Consider the following 4031-nt stretch of genomic DNA (forward strand, 5'->3'; position numbering starts at 1 on the left):
CAAGATACAGTGGTTAATAACGAGGGACGTGGGGTCAACCAAGTTCGCGGTGAGGCGGTTCACGGTGGAGGCGGGAGGCCGCATGCCGCTGCATAAGCATAAGTACGTGGAGGCGGTCATCATATTAAGGGGAACATTAAGGGTTAGGGTTAATGATGTGGAGAAAATACTTGGGCCAAGCGACTTCTTCTTCACTGGCCCCTATGAGCCTCATTCAATTGAGAACATAGGCAGCGAGGAGGCCGAGTTCATTTGCACCATTTCGTATGAGGACGACATGAGCATTACGCCGCTGGAGTGAACCACTCTCGTTAAGCCCAGTCTTACCGGTCATGGGAATGCTGTAGTAGTGGACAGCGGCGTAGGAAAGTTTATAAACTGTCCAGTCGGTCAGTTAACTGACCAGATATGGGTAACCCAGGTATAAACCAGGGAAGGAGTTTAAGGAAAGTGGGCCTTGACTTTGGCCTGATAAGCGGTGCTGAGTGGTTGGTAATAATTGCGGCGTTTCTTGGAAGGTATCTGTTGCAGTTCTACCAAACATCAATATGGAATTTAGCCGAGTCCTTCGGTATGAACTCCTTTGAGGTCGGCATAGGATTCGCCCTCTTCACCGTCGCATTCGCAATAGCGGCATTCCTAATGAGGGAGTTTAAGCCCAGTCAACTCAAAACCGTTGAATTAATCTCATTGCCACTCCTTGGAATTACAATGCCGCTCTACATTGTAATACATGGTTATGCAGAGGCATACACGTTAATGACTATTGATGGATTCTTGAGCGGCATAATTATGGATTCCTTCATGACCATGGCTGGGATGGCATCGGTGGAGCAGTGGAAGAGGCAGGTTGAGCAGGCGGCATTCTCATTCTGGGTTGCGTTAGCATTAATAGTGGCGCCATTCACCACTGGTTACTTGCTCGGTCTCGGTATAAGGGAGCTATTCCTCATATTCGCGGTAATGGCTTTTATTGCAATGCCATTTGTCGCAGCACTTAGGGGTAGGTATGCATTGAAGTACATGGAGGCGAAGGGGCACGGTGGTAGGGCAAGCATAAGATCCCTATTCAGATAGGGAGTATAACTGGGCAGTTGTGGCGGCGTTCACGTACACAATACCATTCTTCATAGTCATGAGTTTCGGGGGGATTTACGGCGAAATGCTGGGGCTATCCGCATCAACGGTCTTCTACTTACTTGCGGCAATGTTCGTTGGCGACGTGGTGACCAGACTCATAATCAGGTTAAAGTCCCCAATACAGAATAGGAGGCCATACTTAGTGTTTGCAGTGACAATTGCGTTGGTGGCTGCGGTGTTCCTAGCCCTTAGCTCAGTCTCAGTGATATTCCTAGTCCTAGCCTTCCTAATCGCTGGAATACCAGATGGAATCTCCTGGACTCTGGGACTCCAGATAGCAAACACGGTATTCAAGCCTGAGGAGATAGCGGCATCGACGTCATTCTTCAGCTCATCAATGATGATAATGTCAGCCCTAATGCCCCTTGTGGGCTACATGGCATCCATGACAGGATTCACCGTAACATTGTGGACATTTGCCGCAATCACAGGCGTACTCTTCATAGTAGAACTCCTAATGTGAGTAGCAGATCAGTGATTAATAATGATTAAAACATTTAAATTATGGCTTAGATTTTCCACCGGTGTAGTTTATGAGACCGGGGGCTAGAATTAGGAATAAGGAGTTGATGAGGGAGAGGATACTGCAGGCTGCGATGGAGGTGTTCGCCGAGGAGGGCTTCGATGCTCCTGTGGATCACATATGTGAGAGGGCTGGGGTTTCTAAGGGGATAGTTTTTTGGCATTTCAATAACAAGGATCGGTTGATCCTGGAGATCGCTAAGAGAAGTCTACCTCATGACATTGTGGCTAACTGCCTAAGTGAGGGTAATGGTGAGGAAATCCTTAGATGTATTGGGAGTGGGTACCTTGAGAAGTACAGAGACCCCACAATGAAAATGCTCTTCCTACGTACAATATCTTTAATGGGTAATTATGAGGAATTGGCGGCAAGTAGTAGGGAATTATGTGGCCCCTTGGTTGCTGAGGTTAGCAAGCGTGTTTTCAATAGTGATAGTGCTGAGGATGTTGTGAGGGTAAGGGCATTCATGGGAGGGCTCCTCTGCTACGTCATTAACCTGCCAGGAGTAGATAAGAAAACATACCTAGAGGCGCTCATTAAGATAACCATTAATCGTTAAAATAACTTGGGGAAAAGTTTATAAACTGTCCAGTCAGTCAATTAACTGATCAAGTATGGGTAACCCAGGCATGGGCAGTTCAGGCCAGGGGAACAATGCTAGCATTCTCAGGGCACTAGGTCTAAAGTCAATTTTATTCCCCATATTTGTTACCATCGCGATAATACTTGGGCTCGAGTTAGGGGTACATCTAATCAGTTTTAGCGGTTTGGTGTCCACGTACGGCATACCCGTAGGGTTATTCTTCATGATTTACCCAGCCATGGTGAAAATCAAGATGAATGAGCTTGCGAAGAGCTTAACGGATGCAAAGAAGGTGGGCTTAATGGTTGCGTTAAACTATGGGATAGACCCGTTCCTGGTGGCTGGGCTCGGATATTTCTTCTTCTACCTAATATTCTATAAGGCATTGGGACTCGTGAATCTTNCTATTGCTAGCCAGGCGCTTGTAGGGGTTATACTACTTGGGGCTGCACCCTGTATAGGCATGGTGATAGTGTGGACAGACCTCTCGAGGGGTAACTTACCCCTTGGCGTTTCATTCGTTGCGTGGAACTCCATTATACAGATCTTCACGATGCCTATCTATGTTTATCTATTAACAAGAACTACCGTATTCGTTAATCCTATGTTAATACTGGAAAGTGTGCTGGAGTATTTAGCCATTCCTCTCGCCGCTGGTGTAGTTACTAGGTATCTGCTACAGGAGAAGGCGTATTTCTCGAGGGTTCTGAAGGTGCTGGATAATGTGCAGACTATAGCGCTTCTGTTCACAATAGTTGTCATATTCTGGGGTGAGNGATATGGAATCGTGGAGTATCCAAACCTAATATGGATGATGGCTATTGTGATGCTCACCTTTTACTTCGTACTGTTTCACATAGGCTACTACACATCAAAGAAACTGGGATATAATTACGCGGATTCAACTGCAATAGGATATTCAGTGGCTGCCAGGGATTTCGAGGTAGCGATAGCCATTGCGGTAACGGCATTCGCAAAATACATGTTTGTACCCATTATTACAGCAATAGGCCCGTTACTAGAGATACCTTTAATGCTCGTCCTNGTCTGGGTTCAATTAACCAGGTATAGGAAGGAAGCGCCTGTACTGAGGGTTTAGGTATTAAATATGGACAATTATTGTCGCGAGTTTAAAATGATAAGAAAATGAAGGGGTGTGAAGAATGATTACTACTGTACTGCTTATCGTTATATTCTTTGTGACCTTCAACGGTCAAGTCTCGCCTTTTTAGGGTGGTGGGGGTTTGTGGTGTTTGTTGGTGGTTGAGTTTGTTTAAAGTTTTAACCTATTGGCCAGTATTTTTGCTTCTGGTTACCCTTTAATTCCCCTTTTGCTTTGTGTTTTCCTGGTGTCTGGGTTGGTGCCTTCGAAAGGGGGTTTCCTCGCCTTGGATGAGCCGGTGGGTCGATTACCCACCCTTTTCACCAACCCAGGCACGCAATCCACTTCTCCTAAACTAAAGAGGGGTAGGAAATCAAGGAATGAGTGCATGCGTACGGTTAGGTTGAGGCTTCTGCCTAGTGGTGCTCAGGAGAGGAGACTGCGGAAGCTGGCTGATGTTACGGCTAGGCTGTGGAATGAGTTGAATTATGCTAGGCTTGTGCAGTTTAGGGCGTTGGGTAGGGTGGATTTCAAGGGTACTGGGCGTGAATTTTACAGAACAGACGAAAAGCCTCGCCCTTTAGGGCGGGGTAGGTTTAAATACTGGAAAAAGCGTCTCCTCTTGGTGTCCTCTCCTGATCAATTTCTTGGGAATGAGGAGCGGGGGCTGATTTCCCCCGCAA

6 protein-coding genes are annotated in these 4031 nt (G+C 46.5%); all 6 read left to right on the forward strand.

Annotation, left to right across the window (positions count from 1 at the left end):
- Positions 1-301, forward strand: a 301-nt coding sequence (locus AT710_09245; GenBank protein ID KUO90275.1) for a cupin, incomplete at its 5' end; no start/stop codon positions are given.
- A gap of 107 nt (positions 302-408) precedes the next feature.
- Entirely contained in the window at positions 409-1077 is a 669-nt protein-coding gene (locus tag AT710_09250; protein ID KUO90276.1) for a hypothetical protein, read from the forward strand.
- Between the two features lie 19 nt (positions 1078-1096).
- The gene (locus AT710_09255; GenBank protein ID KUO90277.1) at positions 1097-1603 is read left to right on the forward strand and encodes a hypothetical protein; all 507 of its coding nucleotides are present in this window, start codon (positions 1097-1099) and stop codon (positions 1601-1603) included.
- 70 nt (positions 1604-1673) lie between these two features.
- Positions 1674-2222 (forward strand): hypothetical protein, encoded by a 549-nt coding sequence (locus AT710_09260; protein ID KUO90278.1) that lies wholly within the window; start codon positions 1674-1676, stop codon positions 2220-2222.
- Between the two features lie 55 nt (positions 2223-2277).
- Positions 2278-3345: a hypothetical protein gene (locus AT710_09265; GenBank protein KUO90279.1), complete on the forward strand. Its 1068-nt coding sequence runs from the start codon at positions 2278-2280 to the stop codon at positions 3343-3345.
- Between the two features lie 250 nt (positions 3346-3595).
- Positions 3596-4031: hypothetical protein (locus tag AT710_09270; protein KUO90280.1), on the forward strand; the 436-nt coding region annotated here is incomplete at its 3' end.

Origin of the sequence: Thermocladium sp. ECH_B, from assembly GCA_001516585.1 — an archaeon.
Classification (GTDB): domain Archaea; phylum Thermoproteota; class Thermoprotei; order Thermoproteales; family Thermocladiaceae; genus Thermocladium.

Bases quoted from the DNA above. Each gene is read 5' to 3' on its own strand.
- AT710_09250 (KUO90276.1), top strand. From the start codon at position 409: ATGGGTAACCCAGGTATAAACCAGGGAAGGAGTTTAAGGAAAGTGGGC.
- AT710_09260 (KUO90278.1), top strand. From the start codon at position 1,674: ATGAGACCGGGGGCTAGAATTAGGAATAAGGAGTTGATGAGGGAGAGG.